This is a genomic window from Variovorax sp. J2L1-78 (genome assembly GCF_030317205.1).
GTDB lineage: Bacteria > Pseudomonadota > Gammaproteobacteria > Burkholderiales > Burkholderiaceae_C > Variovorax > Variovorax arabinosiphilus.
The window spans coordinates 739,622-762,306 of record NZ_JASZYB010000002.1 but is presented as its reverse complement, the minus strand read 5'-3'; the positions used below and the strand labels follow the sequence as shown (position 1 = coordinate 762,306).

The window sequence follows — 22,685 nt, the reverse complement described above, 5'->3', positions numbered from 1 at the left end:
CAGCTCAGTAGCCGCGTTCCAGGTCGATCTGGTTGAGCGGGCGTTCGCCCTGGCGAATGGTGGCCAGGTTGGCGAGCGTCTGCTGGGCGATGACGAGGCGGTCGGTGCGCGTCGCGATGTGCGGCGTGACGAGGATGTCCGGGTGGCCCCAGAAGGGGTGGTCCTTCGGCAGCGGCTCGACCGAAAACGCGTCGAGCGTGGCGGCCGAGAGCTGACCGCTCGCGAGTGCGGGCAGCAGGTCGGCTTCGACCAGGTGGTCGCCACGGCCGACGTTGACCAGGTGCGCGCCCCGCGGCAGCTTGGCGAACAGCGCCGCATCGAGAAAGCCCTGCGTCTGCGGTGTGAGCGGCAGCAGGCACACCAGCGTGTCGCAGCCCGACAGGAAGTCGTCGAGCTGGTCGGCACCGTGGAAGCCGGTCACGCCTTCGGGCAGATCGCTCTTCGCGCTGCGGCTCCAGCCGCGCACCTGGTAGCCGATGGTCGACAGTGCATCGGCGCAGGCCAGGCCCAGCGTGCCGAGGCCGGCGATGCCCACGCGGTGCCGGCGCGGCGAGACCACGGGCTGCTCTTCCCACTCCGCGGCGTCCGAACTGGCCACATACGCCTTCATGCCGCGGTGGTGCTGCACCACGGCCCAGCTCACATAGGCCTTCATGCCCGCGGCCATCGTGTCGTCGACGATGCGGCACAGCGGCAGCTGGCGCGGCAGCTCGGGGTCGGCCAGGATGTGGTCGACGCCAGCCGCCAGCGACTGCACCAGCTGCAGGTTCGGGAACTGCGCGAGCCGGCCGTGGGGCGGGAACCAGCAGACGGCGACGTCGATGTCTTCCAGCGCGCCGAGGTCGTCGCCCAGGCGCACGTCGATGCCCGGCTGGGCTTGCTCGAACGCATCGGCCAGGTACTGCATGTGGATCGCCGAACTCAGCAGCGCGACGACGGGGGGCTTCTTCATCTTCTCTTCTTCGATCGTGTGTCAGGCCACGAGGGCTGGGGGTTCGGCGGGGGATGCGAGCCGGGGCACGGCCTCGATCAGCTTGCGCGTGTACGCGTGCTGCGGGTCGCCCAGCACCTTGGCCGTTTCCCCGTATTCGACCACCACGCCACGCTGCATGACGGCGATGTGGTCACACATCTGGCCGGCCACGCGCAGGTCGTGCGTGATGAAGACCATGGCCAGCTGGAATTCCTCGCGCACCTGCGCGAAGAGCTCGAGCACCTGCGCCTGCACCGACACGTCGAGGGCCGACACCGGCTCATCGGCCACCAGCAGCGACGGCTGCATCGCGAGCGCGCGGGCGATGCCGATGCGCTGGCGCTGACCGCCCGAGAATTCATGCGGGTAGCGCTCGGCCGCATCGGCGCCCAGGCCGACGAGCTTGAGCAGCGCCATCGTGCGCGCCGTCGCCTCGGACTTGCTCACGCCTTGCGCGATCGGGCCGCCCGCGATGGCCGCGCCGACGCGGTGGCGCGGGTTGAGCGAGGCGTACGGGTCCTGGAAGACCATCTGGATCTTGCCTTCGGCCGCCGCGCGGAAGTTGCCGCCCTGTGCCAGGTTGCGTCCGTTGAAGAGGATGCGCCCGCTGTCGAAGGGCGCGAGCCCGACCAGGCAGCGGCCCACGCTCGACTTGCCCGAACCGGATTCGCCCACCACGCCCAGCGTCTCACCGCGGCGCAGGTCGAAGCTGATGTCCTTGGCGGCCTGCACCGCACGGCCACGCTTGAACAGGCCGTTGCCCGAGCGGTAGGTCTTGCACAGTTCCTGCACCTGCAGCACGTAGGGCGCGTCGCTGGTCGACGGGCCGCGCGTGGCGGTGCCGGTGGGAATGGCATCGATCAGCTTGCGCGTGTACGGATGCTGCGGGGCCTGCAGCACGTCGCGCGCCGGGCCGGCCTCGACGACCTTGCCGGTCTGCATCACGACGACGTGGTCGGCGATCTCCGACACCACGCCGAAATCGTGCGTGATGAAAAGCACCGCGGTGCCGCGGCGCTGCTGCAGCTCGCGCACCAGCTTGAGGATCTGCGCCTGCGTGGTCACGTCGAGCGCGGTGGTCGGCTCGTCGCAGATGAGCAGCACCGGCTCGAGGATGAGCGCGCAGGCGATCATCACGCGCTGGCGCTGGCCGCCCGACAGGCGGAAGGGATAGGCGTCGATCAGCAGCTCGGGCTCGGGCAGTCCGACGTCGGCCAGCGCGGCGAGGATGCGCTTGCGCTTCTCGTCGGCCGGCACGTTCATGTGCGCGTCGAACACCTCGCCGATCTGCTCGCCGATGCGCATCACCGGGTTCAGCGCGGTCATCGGCTCCTGGAACACCATGCCGATGCGGCGGCCACGCAGCTCGCGCATCTGCGGCTCGGTCAGCGTGAGCAGGTCGATGCCCTCGAAGAGGATCTTTCCTCCCACCGGCCGCACGTGCGGCTGCGGCAGCAGGCCCATCACCGAATTGGCGATCATCGACTTGCCCGATCCGGATTCGCCCACGACGCACAGCGTCTGGCCCGGCAGCACCGACAGCGAGGCGCCTTCGACGGCCAGCGAACGGTCGGCGCCGGACGGCAGGCAGATGCTCAGGTCGACGACCTCCAGCACCGGCTGCACGGGCTTGATGGCGGTGACGCTCATTTCGTTCTCCCGTCGAGCCGCTGGTTCAAGCCATCGTTCAGGCCTTCGCCCACGAGGTTGAGCGCCAACACCGTCAGCACGATGGCCAGGCCCGGGAACAGCGCCATCCACCAGGCCTGGCGCAGCACGGTGCGCGCCGAGCCGACCATGTAACCCCAGCTCATCTGGTTCGGGTCGCCCAGGCCGAGGAAGCTCAGGCTCGACTCCAGCAGGATCGCGGTGGCGATCATCAGCGAGGCCATCACGATGATGGGCGACATGGCGTTGGGCAGGATCTGCGTGAGGATGATGCGCGGGGTCGACTGGCCGGCCAGCAGCGCGGCCTGCACGAAGTCGCGCTGGCGCAGCGTGAGGAACTCGCTGCGCACCAGGCGCGCCACCGGCGGCCACGACACGATCGCGATGGCCGCGACGATGGAACCCACCGACGGCTGGAAGATCGCGACCAGCACGATGGCCAGCGCGAAGCTCGGCACCGCCTGGAAGATCTCGGTGAAGCGCATCAGCGCCGCGTCGACCCAGCCGCCGAAGTAGCCGGCGATGGCGCCGAGCGTGACGCCGATGAGCAGCGCGACCACGGTCGACACCAGCCCGATCAGCAGCGAGATGCGCGCACCGTAGATCACGCCCGAGAGGATGTCGCGGCCGAGCGTGTCGGTGCCCATGGCGAAGCCGGGCTCGGTCCACGGCCGCAGGAAGGGCTGTTGCACCATGCCCCAGGGGTCGTTGGTGGCGATCCACGGGCCGAAGACGGCGATGAAGGCGACCAGCAGCAGCACGACCGTGCCGGCGACGGCACCCTTGTTGCGCATGTAGCGCCGCATGAAAGGACTCTTGAGTGTCATAGCTCGATCCGCGGGTCGACCAGGGTGTAGACGAGGTCGGTGATGAGGTTGAACAGCACGGCCATGGCGGCGGTCACCAGGAAGGTGCCCAGCAGCAGGCTGTAGTCGCGCTGCAGCAGCGCATCGAACATCAGTCGGCCCAGGCCCGGCCACGCAAACACGGTCTCGGTCAGCACCGCGCCGCCGATCAGGCCGCCGGCCTGGATGCCGGCCAGCGTGACGACCGGCAGCAGCGCGTTGCGCAGCACGTGGGCGCGCAGGATGCGGCCCGGCTTCACGCCCTTGGCGCGCGCCGTCTTCACGAAGTCCATCTGCGCGACCTCGAGCATGGCGGCGCGGGTCATGCGCGCATACACGGCCATGTAGAACAGCGCCAGCGTCAGCACCGGCAGCACCAGATGCTGCGCGATGTCCCAGGCCAGCGCGAGGCCGGTGGCGCCGGAGCCCACCGTGCTGAAGCCGAAGCCGGGCAGCCAGTCGAGCTGCACCGTGAAGACCAGCACGGCCATGAGCGCCAGCCAGTAGAGCGGCGTGGCGTAGAAGACGAGCGCCACCAGGCTGATGGCGCTGTCGACCCAGGTGCCCGCCTTTCGCGCCGACAGCGCCCCCAGCGTGATGCCGAAGATCAGCGAGAGCACGAAGGCGCTGCCGGTGAGCAGCAGCGTGGCGGGCAGCCGGTCCAGGATGAGCTTGAGCACAGGCTGCTGCTGCCGGTAGGAATAGCCCAGGTCCAGCTGCACCACCTTGCCCAGGTAGGTGGCCAGCTGCGTGGTGATCGGCTTGTCGAGGCCGAACTGCGCACGCAGCTGGGCCACGAACTGCGCGTCCGAAGCGCCCGCCTCGCCGGCCATCACCGACACCGGGTCGCCCGGGGCGGCGCGCACCAGCATGAAGTTGACGGTGGCGATGAGCAAGATGGCGATCAGCCCCTGCAGCACCCGCTTGACCATGAATTGCGTGCGCTTCATGCCAGCCACGCCTTCGCGAAGCCGTCGTTCAGGCCCACGCCCGAATTGATCGGGTTGTTGACCCTGGCGCGGTACACCGTCGGGAAGTTGAGCTCATGCAGCCAGGCCACCGGCATCTCGTCGACGAGCAGCTTCTGCACCTCGAAGTAGATGGCCTGGCGCTTGGCCGGGTCGAGCTCCTTCTGGCCCTGGTCGAACAGCGCGTCGACCTTGGGGTTGCTGTAACCCTCGACGTTGTTGAAGGGCGAGCCCTTCTCGATGTTCGACGTGGTGTAGTTGCGCGCCACGCCCAGTGCGGCGTCGCCGTGCTGGTAGAGGAAGTTGAAGGCCAGGTCGAAGTCCCACTCGTTGAGCCGCTGGTTCCAGCCGGCCACATCGGTCGGTGCCAGTTCGACCTTGATGCCGACCTCGGCCAGGTTCTGGCGCGTGATCTCGGCCAGGCGCTGCCAGGTCTCGCCGTAGGGCAGGGGCAGCAGACGCAGGGGTTCGCCCTTGTAGCCGACGTCGGCCAGCAGCCGCTTGGCCTTGTCCTTGTCGCGTGCCAGCTTGGGCAGGTCGGCGCGCGCATATTTGAGGTGCCGGTTGAAGGGGCCGTTGGGCACCTCGGCATAGCCGTACCAGGCCACCTTGCGCATGGCTTCGCGGTCCAGTGCGAGGCTCAGCGCCTGCCGGAACTTCACGTTGTCCATCGGCGCCTTGCGGTTGTTGATGACGATCCACGACAGCGGCGCGAACATCTCCCAGCCCTTGGTGGTCACGACGACGCCGGGCAGCTTGGCCAGCCGCGCCACGTCGAAGTACTCGACCGAGCCGCCGGGCAGCACGTCGATCTTGCCGGACTCGAAGGCGTTGGCGCGCGAGGCGGCGTCGGGGATGACGTGGAAGTACAGGCTGTCGACCAGCGGCGCGTCCTTGACGTGGTAGTCGTCGTTGCGCACCAGCTGGATGTACGACGCGCGCGCCCATTCCTTGAACTTGAAGGGGCCGGTGCCGATCGGCGTGGCGTGCGCCGGATGCTTGAGGAAGTCGGCTGCGCCTTCGTAGATGTGCTTGGGCACCATCGGCATGCCGTTGGCCGGGAAGATGCCGAGGAAGGGGCCGAAAGGCTGCTTCAGCTTGAATTCGACGGTGAGCGGGTCGACCTCGCGGATGCTCTGCACGACCGCCATGTTCGAGCGTGCGCGTGCATGCGTCTTGCGCAGGAAGACGTCGATGGAGAACACCACGTCGGCCGCCGTGAAGGGCTTGCCGTCGTGCCACTTGACGTTGGGCTTGAGCTTGAAGACGTAGGTCAGGCCATCGGGGCTCACGGTCCACGCGGTGGCCAGCGAGGGCTGCGGGGTGAGCTGCTCGTCGTAACTCAACAGGCCTTCGTAGATGTTGCCTCCCACCAGAAGGGCCGGACCGTTCTGGATCGTGCCGATCATGATGCTGGGCGGCTCGGGTTGCAGCGCGACGTTGATCACGCCGCCCTTCTTGCCGGCGGCGAGCAGCTCCAGCGGGATGCCGGCCAGCGTGAGGCCGGCCGTGGCGCCGCCCAGCTGGAGGAGGTTGCGTCGTTTCATCGGAAGTGGACTCCGTCAGGTAAAGAGTGGACGGGCGGGCCCCGGAAGCGGCCCGCCGCGTGCGTTCGGCACAGACGCGGGCGCCAGCGCCTGCGGCGGTTCAGGCGATCGAGGCGCCGCCCAGGCTGTCGTTCAGCCCGATGCCCGAAGTCACGAGGTTCGTGAGCTTGGTGCGGTACAGCGTCGGGAAGTTGATCTCGTAGAGCCACGCGACCGGCACTTCGTCCAGCAGGATCTTCTGGGCCTGCAGGTAGATGGCCTTGCGCTTTTCCGGATCGGCTTCCTTGGCACCGGCTTCGAACAGCTCGTCGACCTTCGGGTTGGAATAGCCCTCGACGTTGTTGAAGGGCGAGCCCTTGGCGATGTTGGCGGTCGTGTAGTTGCGCGACACACCCAGGGCCGGGTCGCCGTACTGGTAGACGTAGGTGAAGGCGAGGTCGTAGTCCCACTCGTTGAGCTTCTGGTTCCAGCCCGCGACGTCGGTGGCGACCATCTCGATCTTCACGCCGGCCTGCAGCAGGTTCTGGCGCAGGATCTCGGCCGAGCGCGTCCAGGTTTCGCCGTAGGGCAGCGGCAGCATGCGCAGCGTCTCGCCCTTGTAGCCGGCTTCGGCGAGCAGCTTCTTGGCGGTCTCGACATTGCGCGGGTACTTGGCGACGTCGGTGCTGTAGAACTTGATGTTGCTGTTGAACGGGCCGGTGGCCGGCTTGGCGAAGCCCTGCCACGCCACCTTGCAGATCGCTTCGCGGTCGATGGCGAACATCATCGCCTGGCGGAACTTGATGTTGTCCATCGGCGCCTTGCGGTTGTTGATCCACAGCCACGCGTGCGGCGCGAAGAACTCCCAGCCCTTGGTGGTGACGGCCGCACCGGGCAGCTTGGACAGGCGCAGCACGTCGAAGTATTCGACCGCGCCGCCGGGCACCACGTCGACCTTGCCGGATTCGAAGGCGGCGGCGCGCGAGGCCGCATCGGGGATGACGTGGAAGTACACGCTATCGACCAGCGGCATGTCCTTGACGTGGTACTTGTCGTTGGCCACCAGCTGGATGTAGCTGCCCTTGACCCATTCCTTGAACTTGAAGGGACCGGTGCCGATGGGCGTCGCGTTGGCCGGGTTGGTGGCGAAGTCGGTGCCTTCGTAGATGTGCTTGGGGACCATCGGCATGCTGCCGACCTCGAAGATGCCGAGGAAGGGACCGAAGGGGTACTTGAGCTTGAACTCGACCGTCAGCGGATCGAGCGCCTTGATGCTTTCCACCGCAGCCAGGTTGTTGCGCAGCCGCGCATGGGTCTTGCGCAAGAAGACGTCGGCCGAGAACACCACGTCGGCGGACGTGAAGGGCTTGCCGTCGTGCCAGGTCACGCCGGGCTTGAGCTTGAAGGTGAAGAGCGTGCCTTCCTTGTTCGAGGTCCACGAGGTCGCCAGGCCGGGCAGCGGGTTGATCTTCTCGTCGTAGCGCAGCAGGCCTTCGTAGATGTTGCCGGCCACCAGCTGGGTCGGGGCGTTCTGCGTGATGCCGACCATCAGGCTGGGCGGCTCGGGCTGCACGACGGCGTTGATGACGCCGCCCTTCTTGCCGGCGGCCAGCACGTGCAGCGGCACGCCCGCCAGCATGAAACCGGCAGTGGTAGCGGCACCCGCCTGAATGAGATTGCGTCTTTTCATGGGAAGGACTCCTGGAGGCTCGAGAAGGGTTGGGGAAGGATCGACGGAAAGGAAACGGGGGGGCTCAGTCGCGGAAGGACGTGACCGGCGATGGCGCGATGCGTTCGAGCATCGCGCGCCATTCGCGGGCGTTCGGATCGGGGTCGCCGGCTTCGCGCGTGCTGTCGCCGCTCTCGTACTGCTGCGCGGTGCGCTCGCAGACCTCGGGCGGCACGGGGTGGATCGGCTCGCCGGTGGAGGCGATGGCCACCTGCACGCGGCAGGCGCGCTCGAGGTTCAGCATCAGGATGAAGGCCTCGGAAACGGTGCGCCCCAGCGTCATCAGGCCGTGGTTGCGCAGGATCATGGCGCGCGAGCTCGGGCCCAGGTCGGCGATGAGGCGCTCGCGCTCCTCGTGGTCGAGCGCGATGCCCTCGAAGTCGTGATAGACGACGCGGTTGTAGAACTGCAGCGCCCACTGGTTGCAGGGCTGCAGCCCGCCGGCCAGCGAGGAGACGGCGACGCCGGCGATCGTGTGCGTGTGCAGCACGCAGGCGGCATCGTGGCGGGCCGAATGCACCGCACTGTGGATGGTGAAGCCGGCCGGGTTCACGTCGTAGGGCGAGTCGTCGAGGATCCGGCCTTCGAGGTCGATCTTCACGAGCGACGAGGCCGTGATGTCGCGGAACAGCATGCCGAAGGGGTTGATGAGGAACTGGCCCTCGGTGCCCGGCACCCGCGCGGAGATGTGCGTGTAGATGCTGTCGTCCATGCCGTAGTACGCGACCAGTCGGTAGGCGGCAGCCAGGTCTTCGCGCACAAGGCGCTCGGCGTCGGAAATCTCGGTCTTTCGGGGGCTCACGGATTGGAGGTGCATAGGGGTCCTTGGCTCGCCGCCTGCCTTGAAACCGCGCCCGGAAGGGTGCGGGCGGTCAATATGTAACCTGTCGACAGTCAACGTTTGACATTTATCATGCAAATTGCGGGCCAGGCGTGATAGGGCGAACCCGCCCGCAAACGGTGCAGGAAACGGGCAGGATTTCGCGGACGGAGCACCGCACTGGGCATCGCGCTTGCATGCGGACACAGATCTCGGTAAATGTGAAGTTCTGTAAAGCAGGGCTTCTTCCAGCGCCTGCCGCGAACCAGTAGCGCCTGCTCGTTTCACACTTCCGCCTTGACCCCACAACCACCGGTTCCCATGTCGCACCCTGCCCCGTTCGCGCCACCTTCCCCTGCCTCTCGCGGCCTTCGTCTTGGATTTGTTGCGTGGGGGCTGGCGGCCGCGCTGGCGGTGACGGTGGCCGGCTGTTCCCGCTCCGAAACGGCCGCCAAGGGTGCGGCACAACCGCAGGTCAAGGAGATCGGCGTGGTCACGCTCAAGCCCGAGCGCATGGCGTTCAGCACCGAGCTGTCGGGCCGCACCGTGGCGCCGGTGATCGCCGAGATCCGTCCGCAGGTGGGCGGCATCATCCAGAAGCGCCTGTTCAACGAAGGTTCGCAGGTCAAGGAGGGCCAGGCGCTCTACCAACTCGACCCGGCACCGTTCCAGGCGGCCTATGCCAGCGCGCAGGCCAACGTGCGCAAGGCCGAATCGACGCTCGCGAACGCACGCACCGTGGCCAAGCGCAACGCCGAGCTCGTGAAGATCGACGCGATCAGCCAGCAGGTGAACGATCAGACGCAGGCGGCCTCGCTGCAGGCCGAGGCCGACGTGGCGGTGGCGCGCGCGGCGGAACAGACGGCGCGCATCAACCTGGGCTACACGCGCATCAACTCCCCGATCACCGGCTGGGTCGAGCTCTCGAGCGTCACGGCCGGCGCGCTGGTCACGGCCAACCAGGCCACGGCGCTCACCACGGTGCAGCAGCTCGACCCGGTGTACGTGCACGTCACGCAGTCCAGCGCGGACCTGCTGCGCCTCAAGCGCGACCTGGCCGAAGGCCGCCTGCAGCGCGGCAACGCCAACGAGGCGCCCATCAAGTTGCTGCTCGAAGACGGCTCGGTCTACCCGCACCCCGGCAAGCTGACCTTCGCCGGCGTCACGGTCGATGCCGGCACCGGCAGCGTGACGCTGCGCGCGGTGATGCCCAACCCCGACCGCCTGCTGATGCCCGGCATGTATGTGCGCGCGGTGCTGCAGGAAGGCGTGAACGAGGCGGCGCTGCTCATCCCGCAGCAGGCCGTGACGCGCACGCCCGACGGCGCCGCATCGACGCTGGTGGTCGGCGCCGACAACAAGCTGGTCAAGCGCGCCATCGTCGTCGGCCGTGCCGTGACGAACCGCTGGCAGGTGCTCAGCGGCCTCCAGGCCGGCGAGCGCGTGCTGGTCGAGGGTTCGCAGCGCGCCCGCGTGGGCGACACGGTGCGCGCGTCGGAAGTCACGCCGCCGGCCGCGACGCCCGATGGTGCGAATCCGAAGGCACCCAACGGCGCGGCCGGCACGCCCGGGCCGGTGGCGAGCGCCGGCGCCACGGCCACCGTGCGCTGAGGAACGACGATGGCCCAGTTCTTCATCGACCGCCCCATCTTCGCGTGGGTGCTGTCCATCATCGTCATGCTCGCGGGGCTGATGGCGATCCGCACCCTGCCGCTGGAGCAGTACCCGGACATCGCGCCGCCGCGCGTGTCCATCGTCTCGACCTACACCGGCGCGTCGGCCAAGACGGTGGAGGACTCGGTCACGCAGGTGATCGAGCAGCAGCTCACCGGCATCGACAACCTGCTCTACATGCAGGGCACCAGCAACTCGTCGGGCGTCTCGCGCATCCAGCTGACCTTCGCGCCCGGCACCAACGTCGACGTGGCGCAGATGCAGGTGCAGAACAAGCTGCAGCCCGCCATGGCCCGGCTGCCGCAGCAGGTGCAGACCCGCGGCGTGTTCGTCATCAAGGGCGGCAACGACTTCCTGATGATCGTCTCGATGTTCTCCGGCGACGGCAGCGCCGACGCGGTGGACGTGGGCGACTACATCACCAGCAACTTGGTCGACGTGGTCAGCCGCATCGACGGCGTGGGCGAGGTGCAGACCCTGGGCACCGGCTACGCGATGCGCATCTGGCTCGACCCCGACAAGCTGCGCAAGTACTCGCTCATGCCCTCGGACGTGAACACCGCCCTGCAGGCGCAGAACGCCCAGGTGTCGGCCGGCCAGCTGGGCGCCCTGCCCGCCGCGTCGCAGCAGCAGCTCAACGCCACCATCACCGCGCGCAGCAAGCTGCGCACCGTCGAGCAGTTCGGCAACGTGGTGCTGCGCGCGACCGCCGACGGCGCGGTGGTGCGGCTGCGTGACGTCGCCCGCATCGAACTGGGCGCCGAGAACCTGACGGTGCGCTCGGTGCTCGGCGGCAAGCCCGGCGCGGGCCTGGGCATCGTGCTGGCCGACGGCGCCAACGCGGTGCAGGTGGCCGAAAACGTAAACGCCAAGATCGCCGAGCTGCAGCCCTTCTTCCCGAACCGGCTCGAGACCTTCGTGAGCTTCGACACCACGCCCTTCGTCAGCGCGTCGATCGACGAGGTGGTCAAGGCGCTGGCTGAGGCGATGCTGCTGGTCGTGCTGGTGATGTACGTCTTCCTGCAGAACTTCCGCGCCACGCTGATCCCCGCGGTGGCGGTGCCGGTGGTGTTGCTGGGCACCTTCGGCGTGCTCTCGGCCTTCGGCTATTCGATCAACACGCTGACCATGTTCGGCATGGTGCTGGCCATCGGCCTGCTGGTGGACGACGCCATCGTGGTGGTCGAGAACGTCGAGCGCGTGATGAGCGAGGAAGGCCTGTCGCCCAAGGAGGCCACGAAGAAGTCGATGGCCGAGATCACGCCGGCGCTGGTCGGCATCGCGCTGGTGCTGTCGGCGGTGTTCATCCCGATGGCCTTCTTCGGCGGCTCGACCGGTGTGATCTACCGCCAGTTCTCCATCACCATCGTCTCGGCCATGGTGCTGTCGGTGCTGGTGGCGCTGACGCTCACGCCGGCCCTCTGCGCCACGCTGCTCAAGCCGGTGCCCAAGGGGGCGCATTCTCCGCACGGCGCGCCGCGCAAGGGCCTGTTCGGCTACGTCGACCGCTTCTTCGCGGGCTTCAACACGCGCTTCGATCGCAGCGCCGACCGCTACACGGGCATCGTCGGCGGCATCGTGCGGCGCGGCAAGCGCAGCCTGCTGGTCTACCTCGGCATCTGCGCCGTGATGGCCATCATGTTCATGCGCCTGCCCACCTCCTTCCTGCCGGACGAGGACCAGGGCTTCGTGCAGGTGCAGGTCACGCTGCCGCCGGGTTCGTCGAATGCGCGGCTGCAGCCGGTGCTCCAGCAGGTGCAGGACTACTTCCTGAAGCAGCCCGAGGTCGTGACCATCAACCTGATCATCGGCCAGAACGGCGACCAGAGTTCGGCGCGCGCCTTCGTCAAGCTCAAGGACTGGGCCGACCGGCCGGGCAGGGAACATTCCGCCGCCGCCGTGGCCCGCCGCGGCAGCAGGGACCTCGCCGCCGTGCGCGACGCCCGCATCTACGTCGTGCTGCCGCCGGCGGTGCGCGGCCTGGGCGCCAACGCCGGCTTCAACTTCTTCCTCAAGGACCAGAACGCGCTGGGCCACGACGCGCTGCTCAAGGCGCGCGACCAGGCGCTGCAGCTGATGGGCCAGCGGCCCGAACTGGCGAACGTGCGCAGCAACAACCTGGAAGACACGCCCGAGTTCGCTGTCGACATCGACGACGCCAAGGCCGGTGCGCTGAGCCTCACCACCACCGCGATCGACAGCACGCTGTCGACCGCGATGGGCGGCACCTACGTGAACGACTTCCTGAACAATGGCCGCGTCAAGCGCGTCTACATGCAAGGCGACACGCCCTTTCGCATGCTGCCCGCCGACATCGGCCGCTGGAGCGTGCGCAACACGCTCGGCCAGATGGTGCCCTTCAACGCCTTCTCGACCACGCGCTGGACCTACGGCTCGCCACAGCTCATCCGCTACAACGGCGCGCCGGCGTATGAATTCGTCGGCGATGCCGCACCGGGCGTGAGCTCCGGCGCGGCCATGCTGGCGGTCGAGGACGTGATGAAGCAGATGCCCGCGGGCATCGGCTACGAGTTCTCGGGCGCGTCCTACCAGGAGCGGTTGTCGGGCGCGCAGGCGCCGATGCTCTACGCCATCTCGATCCTCTTCGTGTTCCTCTGCCTCGCGGCGCTGTACGAGAGCTGGTCGGTGCCCTTCTCGGTCATCCTGGTGGTGCCGCTGGGCGTGGTGGGCGCGCTGCTCTTCACCTCGACCCGCGGGCTGAGCAACGACGTGTACTTCCAGGTCGGCCTGCTGACCACCGTGGGCCTGTCGTCGAAGAACGCGATCCTGATCGTCGAGTTCGCCAAGCAACTGCAGGAGCAGGGCAAGAGCGTGATCGACGCGACGCTGGAGGCGGTGCGGCTGCGACTGCGGCCCATCCTGATGACCTCGCTGGCCTTCGGCTTCGGCGTGCTGCCGCTGGCCATCGGCACCGGCGCGGGCGCCGGCGGCCGCCAGTCGATCGGCACCGCGGTGCTGGGCGGCATGGTGCTCGGCACCGCGCTGGGCATCTTCTTCGTCCCGCTGTTCTTCGTGCTGATCCGGGGTTTCATGGAACGTCGCCGCAGCAAGCGCACGCCACCGGCGATGCCGGTGCAGGCCATCGAGCAAGGGAGCCACTGATGCGCACGCACCGCGGCTTTCGCCCATTCCTTCTTTCGCTGGCCGTGCCGGCCGCGCTGCTGTCGGGCTGCGTCAACCTGGCGCCCCGCTACGCCCAGCCGGCGGCGCCGGTGCCCGCGGCCTGGGCCTCCGCCCCCGCGGGCCTGGCGTCTGCGGTGCCCGCCGCGCGCGACCTGGGCTGGCGCGAGTTCTTCATCGATGCGCGGCTGCGCGGCGTGGTCGAGCTCACGCTGGCCAACAACCGCGACCTGCGCGTGGCGGCGCTGAACATCGAACGCGCCCGGGCGCAGTACGGCGTCACGCGTGCCGGCGCCTTCCCGTCGATCGGACTGGGGGCCGGCGGCAGCCGCGCCCGCACGCCGGGCAGCGTGTCGGCCAGCGGGCAGGCGCGCATCGCGACGCAGTACAACGTGAACCTCGCGCTCACCAGCTACGAGCTGGACCTGTTCGGTCGGGTGAGCAACCTGAGCGACGCGGCGCTGGAGAGCTTCTTCGCGACCGAGGACGCGCGTCGCGGTACCCAGCTGAGCCTGGTGGCCGAAGTCGCCACCGCCTGGCTCGTGCTGGCCACCGACCAGCAGCGCCTGCAGCTGGCGCGCGACACGCTGACGACGCGGCAGAAGTCCTACGACCTGATCAAGCGCAGCTACGACCTGGGCGCGCAGTCGGGCCTGGCGCTGGCGCAGGCACAGACCACCGTCGACACCGCGCGCGCCGACGCGGCCGCCTTCGACAGCCAGGTCGAGCAGAGCCGCAATGCGCTCAACCTGCTGGCCGGTACCACGGTGCCCGCCGAGCTGCTGCCGCCACCGATGGCCGCGATGGCGCAGGCACCGGCCGCGCAACTGCTCGCGCCGCCGGCCGAGCTGCCGTCGTCGGTGCTGCAACAACGGCCCGACGTGCTGGCCGCCGAGCATGCGCTGCGCGCCAGCAACGCCAACATCGGCGCCGCACGCGCGGCCTTCTACCCGCGCATCACGCTCACCGGCTCGGCCGGCACCGCGAGCAACAGCCTGTCGGGCCTGTTCGCGGACGGCAGCGCGGCCTGGAACTTCGCGCCGTCGATCAGCCTGCCGATCTTCGACGGCGGCATCAACCGCGCCAACCTGGGCGTGGCCCAGGCGCAGCAGCAGATCCAGCTGTCGAGCTACGAAAAGACCCTGCAGGTCGCCTTCCGCGAGGTGGCCGACGCCCTGGCCGCGCGGCGCACGTTGGGCGAGCGGCTGGCGGCGCAGCAGTCGCTCGTGGCTGCCACGACGCGCGCCTTCGAGCTGTCCGACGCGCTCTTCCGCAGCGGCGGCGCGGCCTACCTCGACGTGCTCGACGCGCAGCGCGCGCTGTACACGGCGCAGCAGTCGCTCATCAGCCTGCAGCTCACCGAGCAGACCAACCGGCTCACGCTCTACAAGGTGCTGGGGGGTGGCTGGCGCGAGACGACGGAACAGGCGGCCGACGTGAGCACGCCCAAGCCCGCTGGTGGCTGAGGGCTAGACCGCGCGCGGCACGGTCCGAAAGGGCTTGCTCAAAAAGCGTGACCCCTTCTCCCCGAAGCGCCACGGCACGTCGGCCGCCTTCGAGATTCCGATGCGCGGGCCGACCTCGACCTGCACGGCGGGCTGCTCGCCATCGATCGGAATCAGCACGAAGGGCGGCGCATCGAGCGCCTTGCCGTTGAAGCTCCCGTCGATGCCGAGCGCCTGCCCCACGCGGCCTGGGCCGGCGCACAGCAGGCGCAGATCGTCGAGCCCGCGCCGTGCCTGCATGCGTGCGATGCCCATCGTGGGTTCGATCGCGCGGATCAGCACCCCGGCGCCGTGGCCTGCTTCGCGGCAGACGACATTCAGGCACCAGTGGATGCCATAGGAGCGGTAGACGTAGGCGCGGCCCGACGGCCCGAACATCGCCGCGTTGCGCGGCGTAGGCCCGCCGAAAGTATGCGAGGCCGGGTCGTCGCGGTCGTAGGCCTCGGTCTCGACGATGCGGCCGCCGACACCGTCGACCAGCAAGGTCACGCCGATGAGCGCGCGCGCCACGACCTCGGACGGCGCGTCGAAATCGAGGTCGAGGGGAGGATGCGAAGCGCGCGGCATGGGGACTGCAGTTTCCCAGAGAAAATGGCGGGCTCGAACTCACCCGACCCCATGAACGATTCCACCACCCGCCCCGACCTGCCCGACCACCTCTCCATCGACCCGCGCAGCGCGCACCATGTCGCCGCCGTGTTCGAGCACGACATCGGCATCCGCTTCAACGGCAAGGACCGCGCCGACGTGGAGGAGTACTGCGTCAGCGAAGGCTGGATCAAGGTACCGGCCGGCAAGACGCTCGACCGCAAGGGCAAGCCGTTGATGCTCAAGCTCAAGGGCAAGGTCGAAGCCTTCTACCGCTGAGAACGCCCGGCGGAGTCACCGCCACTGCAGCAGGAGCGACCAGGGCTGCCGGCTCAGGTGCCGGTCGATGCAGCCGGGCGTGCCCACCGTGCAACCCTCGGCCAGGTAACTCGCGTCGAGCACCGAGGTGCCCGGTGCGAAGTCGAGCCGGCGCCGCGTGACCGACTGCAGCACGTTGCCGCCTACGGCGTCGAAGCCGCTCGCATCGACCGCCACGATCGCATCGCAATGCATCGGCAAGGCCACGCCGCCGGTGGGCCGCCCGGCCAGCACCTCGCCGATGCGCGCGAAGGTGTCGAGCCCGGCGCGGGCACCACGCGCCTGGCAGACCAGGTCGCCCACACGCGGTGGCGTCTGCGTGATGTCACAGGCACGCATCGCGTAGCGCGTCGGTGCGCCCGTCGCCTCCGCCTCGCCGGACTGCCACGCGGCGCCCGCGTAGTCGGCATGCGCCTCTGAGAAAACGAACTCGCCGTCGACCAGGCCCGACTGCCGCGCGAGCCAGCTCACGAAGGCGGCGGACCAGGGCGTGTCGATCACCGCGACGCGGTTGGCCGCCGTCTGCAAGGCACGCACCTCCGAGGCCTCCAGCCCCTGGTCCGGCCCCACGCCCAGCCCCTGCAGCCGCTCGGCGGACGCCTGGCCGATGGCCTGCACCAGCAGGCGCCGGTCGGCCGGCCGCCACGCGCCGAAGCGCACCTGCGACGGCAGCAGGCCGTCCTGAGGGTCCACCGCCGCCCAGTAGCCGAGCACGCGCTGCCAGGGCGGGCGGTCGGCGAGACTGCGGCGCGTGTCTTCGGCCTCGGCGTTGCCGGCGACGACCATCCGGCCTTCGGCGTCGATCGTCTGGCCGCCGAAGGCCTGAAGTTCCTGCTGCGCAGCCGTGGCGAAAGCGATGGCACGGGGTGAGGCGGTGACCTGCGTTGCGGTCTGCAGACAGATGGAGGCGGTGTCGGCGGCCGCCCCCGCCGCGCCGGACGATGCGAGAGCCAGTGCGACACACTTCAGCGATTTCGAGAAAGAGGCGAGGATGGCGTCAACGGACATGCGAGGACAGCATAGCCGGCCGCCTGCGTCGCACCAGGCCGCCGTTCCACATGCAGAACACGGTGTCCTCCCTGTCGGCCTTCCGCTCCACCGAACCGACCCCATATTCCGGGGATCGCCGCCACCATCGCAGCCGGCGCTCACTCGAAAGACACCGCCATGACCGACCCCATCGTCCAGATCAAGCCCCTCGGCTTTCCGTGGGAGACCATCGACCCGTTCCTGTTCTGCGCGTACCACGACGACGCCTATCCCGCCGGCAACGGCGCGATGGGCCCCGCGGTATCGCTCGAAGGCCGCGCCATCGGCCAGGACTTCAGCCGCAAGGACGGCTGGAGCATGTACCACGGCGAAGACATTCCCGGCTTCCCCGGCCATCCGCACCGCGGCTTCGAGACCGTGACCATCGTGCGCAAGGGCCTCATTGACCACGCCGACTCGCTCGGCGCGGCGGCGCGCTTCGGCGGCGGCGACGTGCAGTGGGTGACGGCTGGCGCGGGCATCGTGCACTCGGAGATGTTCCCGCTGCTCGACGCGACCGCGCCCAACCCGCTGGAGCTGTTCCAGATCTGGCTCAACCTGCCGGCGCGCCACAAGATGGTGGCGCCCCACTTCACCATGTTCTGGGCCGAAGACGTGCCGCGCTTCACCGCCACCGACGACGCGGGACGCACGACCGACGTGGCCTGCGTGGCCGGCCGCATCGGCCCGATCGACGCCGCGCCGGGCCAGGCCAGCGGCCCGCTCGCGCCGCCGCCCGATTCATGGGCCGCACAGGATGACGCCGACGTGGCCATCTGGACGATCCGCATGGCGCCCGGCGCGCGCTGGACGTTGCCCGCCGCGCAAGGCCGGGGCACGCGCCGCAGCCTCTACTTCTTCAAAGGCACGTCGGTGACCGTGGGTGGCCGCGATGTCGCGAGCCACGCGGCCATCGAGTTGCGCGCCGACCAGGCGGTCGAACTGGTCAACGGGGATGCCGTGGGCGAGTTCCTGGTGCTGCAGGGCAAGCCGATCGCCGAGCCCGTGGCCCAGTACGGCCCGTTCGTGATGAACACGCAGGCCGAGATCGCGCAGGCCATGGCCGACTACCGCCGCACCCAGTTCGGCGGCTGGCCGTGGAAGGACGAGGCGCCGGTGCACGGCACCGACCCGGCCCGCTTCGCGCGGCATCCGGACGGGCGCGAGGAGCGACCGGCGCCGGGCGCGACAGCCACCCACGCCACGAACGGTTAGGCTCGCTGTCGCCGCCGGCCACCGACCGGTCTGCGCGCGACAAGAATGACAACGAGCCTCTCGAGACACACCCCGCCCCGCTCTTCCTGGCTGATGCTGCTGGCCCTGACCGGCGCCTTCGCCCTCAGCCAGGCCTTCCGCACCGTCGCCGCCATCCTGGCCGCGCCGCTGCAGGCCGAGTTCGGCCTGTCGGCCCAGGCGCTGGGCCTGTTCGCCGGGGCCTTCCACTTCGCCTTCGGTGCGCTGCAGCTGCTGATGGGCATCGGCATCGACCTGCAGGGCGTGCGGCGCACGGTGCTGGCCGCGTTCCCGCTGGCGATCGTCGGCGCGGCGGTGTCGGCGCTGGCACCGACCTTTCCGGTGCTGGTGGCGGGCCAGGTGCTCATCGGCGTCGGCTGCGCGCCGGCCTTCCTGGTGTGCACGGTGTTCATCGCGCGGCAGTTTCCGGCCGAACGCTTCGCGGCGGTGTCGGGGCTCACGTTGGGCATCGGTTCGCTGGGCATGCTGCTGACCGGCACGCCGCTCGCGTGGCTGGTGCAGGCGACATCCTGGCGCACCGGCTTCTGGGCGCTGGGGGCGGTGTCGGTGCTCGCGTGGTTGCTGATCCTGTGGCTGGTGCAGGAGCCGCCGGCACCGGTGGCGGCGGCCGAGCGGCCGTCGGTGCTGGGCGCGCTGCGCAGCTACGGCGCGCTGTTCGCGCTGCCGCACACGCTGGGCATCATTGGGCTGGCGTGGGTGACCTACGCGTCCTTCATCTCGCTGCGCGGGCTGTGGCTCGGGCCGCTGCTGATCGAGCGGCACGGCTTCTCGCTGGTGCAGAGCGGCAATGTGGCGATCGCGGTGTCGGTGGTCGGCATGTTCGGGCCGGTGCTGTTCGGCCGCTTCGACCCGGGCGCGGCGCGGCGGCGCTGGATCGTCGGCTTCACGCTGGGCGTCGCGGCGATCTTCGGCGTCATGGCCTTCAACCCCGGGGCGGCGCTCGACGTGGCCGGCCTGATCGCGGTCGGCGTGCTCTCGGGCTACATCGTGCTGCAGTACGCGGACGTGAAGGCCGCCTACCCGGCCGCGATGACGGGCCGCGCGATGGCGGTCTTCACGATGGCGATGTTCCTCGGCGTGGCGGTGATGCAGTGGTTCACCGGCGCGGTGGCGTCCGTCGCATCGGCGCACGGGGCCGACCCGTTCATGAGCGTGCTGCTGACCATTGCCGCCCTGCTGGTCTCGGGCGCGGCCGCTTTCGTGTTCCTGCCGAAGCCCACCGGCACGCGGGCGCCGAGCGGCGGCTGATTCAGACCGAGAGGCCGTGCTCGACCATGTCGAGCAAGCGCTGGCCCACCTGCTGCATCTGCGGGCCGACCACGGGGCCGAGCGGCCCGTCGAGCACCAGCATCGCGAGGCCGTGGACCGCCGACCAGGCGAGGAATTCGGCGCCGGGCCGCCGATCTGCCGACATCAGCCCGGCGGCCACCATCTGGTCGAGAGCCTCGCCCAGCAACTGGTACGGGTTCTTGCCGCTCGGCCCGGCACGCGCCGGATCGCTCGGGCCCTTGAGGTCGTCGGACGCCGCATAGGCCGTGAGGAACAAGCCGTGCTCGGCCTGCGCGAAACGCAGGTAGCCGGCACCGATGGCGCGCAGGCTCGCGCGGGCCGCCTCGGCCGGTGCAAGACCCGCCGGGACCGTGGCCAGCTCGGCCTCCATGGCCGCCGCGGATGCCGACAGCGCGGCCGCGCGCACCGCCTTCAACAGCTCCTGGCGGCTGCCGAAGTGCCGGTACGCCGCGTTCGGCACCACGCCCGCCTGGCGCGTGACCTCGCGCAGCACCACCGCCTCGGGCCCGCCGCTGCGTGCCAGCGCGATGCCCGCTTCGAGCAACGCGCGCCGCAGGTCGCCATGGCGGTAGGTGCTGCGCACCGGCAGCGGGACGGGAACGGGACTCATGGCACGGGGAATTTCATGTGGACAGCGTCCATTCTCTCCGTTAAGGTCTTGTGGACGGCGTCCACAAACCGTCCCATTTCACCCCATTTCCCGAGGAAAACCAATGGCGACCCAGATCTTCGTCAACCTGCCGGTGAAGGACCTGAAGCGGTCCGTCGCTTTCTTCACGGCACTCGGCTACACCTTCAACCCGCAGTTCACCGACGAGAACGCGACCTGCATGATCGTGAGCGAGGAGCACATCTACGTGATGCTGCTGGTCGACACGTACTTCCAGACCTTTACGTCCAAGACGATCGTCGACGCGAAGACCAGCACCGAGGTGCTGCTCTGCCTGTCGTGCGAGAGCCGCGCGCAGGTCGACGACCTCGTCGGCAAGGCGGTGGCCGCGGGTGGCACCACGCCCACCCCGGCGAAGGACCACGGCTTCATGTACCAGCACGCCTACCAGGACCTCGACGGCCACGTGTGGGAGCTGGTGTACATGGCACCCGGCGCGGTGCCGGGCTGAAGCGCCGCGGCGGCGATCAGTCGATCGCGACCTTGCCGTCCTTCACCAGCTTCGCGAACTTGGTGGTCTCGTCGGCGATCTGCTTGGCCATCTGCTCGGGTGTGCCACCGAGCGGCTCGGCACCGATGGCCTGCATGCGCTGCGCGAAGTCGGGCGAACGGATGATCTTCACCATCTCGCTGTTGAGGCGCGCCACCACGTCCTTCGGCGTCGCGGCCGGCGCGAGGACGCCGAACCAGGTGCCGATGTCGAAGCCCTTGAGCCCGGCCTCTTCGAGCGTCGGCACGTCGGGCAGCACCGACGAGCGCTTCGCGGTCGTCACGGCCAGCGCGCGCAGCTTGCCCGCCTGGATGTGCTGCAGCACCGGCGTGATGGTGTCGAAGGACATCGCGACCTGGCCGCCGAGCAGGTCGGTCGTCAGCGGGCCGCTGCCCTTGTAGGGCACGTGCAGCAACTCGACACCGGTGCTGGCCTGGAACTGCGTGCCGATCAGGTGCTGCGCGGTGCCGTTGCCGTTCGACCCGTAGGCCAGCTTGGCCGGCGCCGACTTGGCGAAGGCCACGAGCTCGGTCACGTTGCGCGCGGGCGTGAGCGCGGCGTTCACCACCAGCACGTTGGGCACCATCGCGACCGTGGCCACCGGCGCGAGGTCCTTCTGGAAGTCGTACGGCAGCTTCTTGTAGACGCTGGTGGCGATGGTGTGGTGCACCGCGCCCATGAGCAGCGTGTAGCCGTCGGGCTTGGCCTTGGCGACATAGTCGGCCCCAACGGTCGCACCGGCACCGGGCCGGCTTTCGACCACGACGGGCTGGCCAAGGCTCTGCGAGAGCCTGTCGGCCAGCGCGCGCGCCAGCACATCGGTCGTGCCGCCGGCGGGGAACGGCACGATCAGGCTGATCGAGCGTGTGGGCCAGGCTTGCGCCATGGCCAGCGTGGCCGACAGGCCGAGCGCGAGCGCCGCGGCCTGCACGAGCTGCCGACGATGCGGCCGGAAAGAAATGCGCATGGTGTTGTCTCCGTCTTGTTGTGAATCTCGTCGCTCGCGCCAGGCTGGCGCGGCCGCGCTCAGGCGGCGCGGCGTTCGCTGTGCGCGCTGGCGATGTGCTCGCAGACCGCGCGCGTGACCGCCTCGGTGGTGGCCGTGCCACCGAGGTCGCGCGTGTGCAGCGCGGGGTTGGCGGTGACATGCTCCACGGCCTGCATCACACGGGTCGCCGCGGCGGGCTCGCCCAGATGCTCGAGCAGCATCACCACCGACCAGAAGGTGCCGACCGGGTTGGCCAGCCCCTGGCCCATGATGTCGAAGGCCGAGCCGTGGATCGGTTCGAACATCGACGGGTAGCGGCGCTCCGGGTCGATGTTGCCGGTGGGTGCGATGCCCAGGCTGCCCGCCAGCGCGGCGGCCAGGTCGCTCAGGATGTCGGCGTGCAGATTGGTGGCCACGAGGGTGTCGAGCGTGGCGGGCCGGTTGACCATGCGCGCGGTGGCGGCGTCGACCAGCTCCTTGTCCCAGGTGACGTCCGGGAACTCCTTGCTGATCTGCACCGCGATCTCGTCCCACATCACCATCGCGTGGCGCTGCGCGTTGCTCTTGGTGACGACGGTGAGCAGCTTGCGCGGGCGCGACTGCGCCAGCTTGAAGGCGAAGCGCATGATCCGCTCGACGCCGGCGCGGGTCATCATGCTCACGTCGGTCGCGGCCTCGATCGGGTGGCCCTGGTGCACGCGTCCGCCGACGCCGGCGTACTCGCCTTCGGAGTTCTCGCGCACGATGACCCAGTCGAGGTCCTTCGGGCCGCAGCGCTTGAGCGGACCGTCGATGCCCGGCAGGATGCGCGTGGGCCGCACGTTGGCGTACTGGTCGAAGCCCTGGCAGATCTTCAGGCGCAGGCCCCACAGCGTGATGTGGTCGGGGATGTGCGGGTCGCCGGCCGAGCCAAAGAGGATGGCGTCCTTGTCGCGCAGCGCATCGAGGCCGTTGGCCGGCATCATCTCGCCGTGCGCGCGGAACCAGTCGCCGCCCCAGCCGAAGTCCTCGAACTCGAAGCGCAGCGTGCCGTCGGCCGCGGCCAGTGCGTCCATCACCTGCCGGCCGGCGGGGATCACTTCCTTGCCGATGCCGTCTCCGGGGATGGTGGCGATGCGGTACGTCTTCATGGTGTCTTCCTTCAATGCGGCGGTGGTCTGGATGACGCACTGTAGGATCGGCCCGCGCGATGCATTCGCGCCGGAATTG

Annotated in this window: 19 protein-coding genes; 7 read left to right on the top strand and 12 right to left on the bottom strand. The window is 69.3% G+C overall.

Annotated elements, in window-relative coordinates:
• Positions 1-4 precede the first annotated feature (4 nt).
• From QTH86_RS17505 to QTH86_RS17475, 7 genes are all read right to left on the bottom strand, one after another.
• The gene (locus tag QTH86_RS17505; RefSeq protein WP_286647471.1) at positions 5-952 is read right to left on the bottom strand and encodes a 2-hydroxyacid dehydrogenase; all 948 of its coding nucleotides are present in this window, start codon (positions 950-952) and stop codon (positions 5-7) included.
• 21 nt (positions 953-973) lie between these two features.
• A complete protein-coding gene (locus QTH86_RS17500) occupies positions 974-2,623 on the bottom strand; it encodes an ABC transporter ATP-binding protein (protein ID WP_286647470.1) in 1,650 nt (549 codons plus the stop codon).
• Complete coding sequence (locus QTH86_RS17495) at positions 2,620-3,468, bottom strand: ABC transporter permease (RefSeq protein ID WP_286647469.1); 849 nt, start codon at positions 3,466-3,468, stop codon at positions 2,620-2,622. The genes QTH86_RS17500 and QTH86_RS17495 overlap by 4 nt, the downstream gene beginning before the upstream one ends.
• Positions 3,465-4,436: an ABC transporter permease gene (locus QTH86_RS17490; RefSeq protein WP_286647468.1), complete on the bottom strand. Its 972-nt coding sequence runs from the start codon at positions 4,434-4,436 to the stop codon at positions 3,465-3,467. The genes QTH86_RS17495 and QTH86_RS17490 overlap by 4 nt, the downstream gene beginning before the upstream one ends.
• A complete protein-coding gene (locus tag QTH86_RS17485) occupies positions 4,433-6,001 on the bottom strand; it encodes an ABC transporter substrate-binding protein (protein WP_286647467.1) in 1,569 nt (522 codons plus the stop codon). The genes QTH86_RS17490 and QTH86_RS17485 overlap by 4 nt, the downstream gene beginning before the upstream one ends.
• Positions 6,002-6,101: 100 nt before the next feature.
• Complete coding sequence (locus QTH86_RS17480; RefSeq protein WP_286647466.1) at positions 6,102-7,670, bottom strand: ABC transporter substrate-binding protein; 1,569 nt, start codon at positions 7,668-7,670, stop codon at positions 6,102-6,104.
• Between the two features lie 64 nt (positions 7,671-7,734).
• Positions 7,735-8,526 (bottom strand): class II aldolase/adducin family protein, encoded by a 792-nt coding sequence (locus QTH86_RS17475; protein ID WP_286647465.1) that lies wholly within the window; start codon positions 8,524-8,526, stop codon positions 7,735-7,737.
• A gap of 324 nt (positions 8,527-8,850) precedes the next feature.
• Here QTH86_RS17475 and QTH86_RS17470 point away from each other — a divergent pair, with 324 nt between their 5' ends.
• From QTH86_RS17470 to QTH86_RS17460, 3 genes are read left to right on the top strand one after another with little or no spacing between them, the layout of a single operon-like run.
• Positions 8,851-10,140 (top strand): efflux RND transporter periplasmic adaptor subunit, encoded by a 1,290-nt coding sequence (locus QTH86_RS17470; protein ID WP_286647464.1) that lies wholly within the window; start codon positions 8,851-8,853, stop codon positions 10,138-10,140.
• 9 nt (positions 10,141-10,149) lie between these two features.
• Positions 10,150-13,326, top strand: coding sequence for an efflux RND transporter permease subunit (locus QTH86_RS17465; RefSeq protein ID WP_286647463.1), 3,177 nt, complete (start codon positions 10,150-10,152; stop codon positions 13,324-13,326).
• Complete coding sequence (locus tag QTH86_RS17460) at positions 13,326-14,810, top strand: efflux transporter outer membrane subunit (RefSeq protein ID WP_286647462.1); 1,485 nt, start codon at positions 13,326-13,328, stop codon at positions 14,808-14,810. The genes QTH86_RS17465 and QTH86_RS17460 overlap by 1 nt, the downstream gene beginning before the upstream one ends.
• Positions 14,811-14,813: 3 nt before the next feature.
• On the opposite strand, the gene QTH86_RS17455 is transcribed toward QTH86_RS17460, so the two are convergent.
• Positions 14,814-15,416: a DNA-3-methyladenine glycosylase gene (locus tag QTH86_RS17455; RefSeq protein WP_286647461.1), complete on the bottom strand. Its 603-nt coding sequence runs from the start codon at positions 15,414-15,416 to the stop codon at positions 14,814-14,816.
• A 51-nt stretch (positions 15,417-15,467) separates the two neighbouring features.
• Between QTH86_RS17455 and QTH86_RS17450 the strand changes: the two genes are divergently transcribed.
• Complete coding sequence (locus QTH86_RS17450) at positions 15,468-15,716, top strand: DUF3297 family protein (protein WP_286647460.1); 249 nt, start codon at positions 15,468-15,470, stop codon at positions 15,714-15,716.
• 15 nt (positions 15,717-15,731) lie between these two features.
• On the opposite strand, the gene QTH86_RS17445 is transcribed toward QTH86_RS17450, so the two are convergent.
• Positions 15,732-16,763 (bottom strand): DUF2272 domain-containing protein, encoded by a 1,032-nt coding sequence (locus QTH86_RS17445; protein ID WP_286647459.1) that lies wholly within the window; start codon positions 16,761-16,763, stop codon positions 15,732-15,734.
• 159 nt (positions 16,764-16,922) lie between these two features.
• On the opposite strand from QTH86_RS17445, the gene QTH86_RS17440 reads away from it, so the two are divergent.
• Positions 16,923-17,999, top strand: coding sequence for a pirin family protein (locus tag QTH86_RS17440; RefSeq protein WP_286647458.1), 1,077 nt, complete (start codon positions 16,923-16,925; stop codon positions 17,997-17,999).
• 93 nt (positions 18,000-18,092) lie between these two features.
• The gene (locus QTH86_RS17435) at positions 18,093-19,286 is read left to right on the top strand and encodes an MFS transporter (RefSeq protein ID WP_286647457.1); all 1,194 of its coding nucleotides are present in this window, start codon (positions 18,093-18,095) and stop codon (positions 19,284-19,286) included.
• 1 nt (position 19,287) lies between these two features.
• On the opposite strand, the gene QTH86_RS17430 is transcribed toward QTH86_RS17435, so the two are convergent.
• Positions 19,288-19,938, bottom strand: coding sequence for a TetR/AcrR family transcriptional regulator (locus tag QTH86_RS17430; protein ID WP_286647456.1), 651 nt, complete (start codon positions 19,936-19,938; stop codon positions 19,288-19,290).
• Positions 19,939-20,041: 103 nt separating this feature from the next.
• On the opposite strand from QTH86_RS17430, the gene QTH86_RS17425 reads away from it, so the two are divergent.
• Positions 20,042-20,449 (top strand): VOC family protein, encoded by a 408-nt coding sequence (locus QTH86_RS17425; protein WP_286647455.1) that lies wholly within the window; start codon positions 20,042-20,044, stop codon positions 20,447-20,449.
• Positions 20,450-20,465: 16 nt separating this feature from the next.
• Here the strand turns inward: QTH86_RS17425 and QTH86_RS17420 are convergent, their stop codons facing one another.
• Together QTH86_RS17420 and QTH86_RS17415 are read right to left on the bottom strand one after the other, a co-directional pair.
• Positions 20,466-21,455: a tripartite tricarboxylate transporter substrate binding protein gene (locus QTH86_RS17420; RefSeq protein WP_286647454.1), complete on the bottom strand. Its 990-nt coding sequence runs from the start codon at positions 21,453-21,455 to the stop codon at positions 20,466-20,468.
• 59 nt (positions 21,456-21,514) lie between these two features.
• Positions 21,515-22,606, bottom strand: a complete 1,092-nt coding sequence (locus QTH86_RS17415) for a tartrate dehydrogenase (RefSeq protein WP_286647453.1) — start codon at positions 22,604-22,606, stop codon at positions 21,515-21,517.
• Positions 22,607-22,685: the final 79 nt, after the last annotated feature.